The 274-nt window shown below is 58.8% G+C and carries 1 pseudogene; it reads right to left on the minus strand.

Annotated features, from left to right (window positions below):
* Positions 1-274, minus strand: a pseudogene (locus SB771_RS34395) (DEAD/DEAH box helicase); the annotation flags it as partial.

Below are 274 nucleotides of genomic sequence, written 5' to 3' on the forward strand. Positions count from 1 at the left end.
CTTGCAGCAGTTCACGACCTCGTGCGTCCAGAGTGAGTTCCGCCTGGTCACTTGCAAGAACGCGCCGCATTTCGCGCCGAACTTCGTCGTGAACCATTGCACCGTAGCCGTCAAATTGTGGCGGCGCACCACCGTGGTCAGGCAGCACATAGATGGTCTTGTTTTCCTGATCTACTTCCTGGACGCGCCAGCGCCGCCCAGCAAAAATCAGCCCCTGTCCGATTGTCAGTGGATGTGCTACTGGCAGGCTCCCGAGTTGGCGCCCTTTGGCAAT

The organism is Burkholderia sp. SIMBA_051, assembly GCF_046534915.1.
Taxonomy (GTDB): Bacteria; Pseudomonadota; Gammaproteobacteria; order Burkholderiales; family Burkholderiaceae; genus Burkholderia; species Burkholderia ambifaria.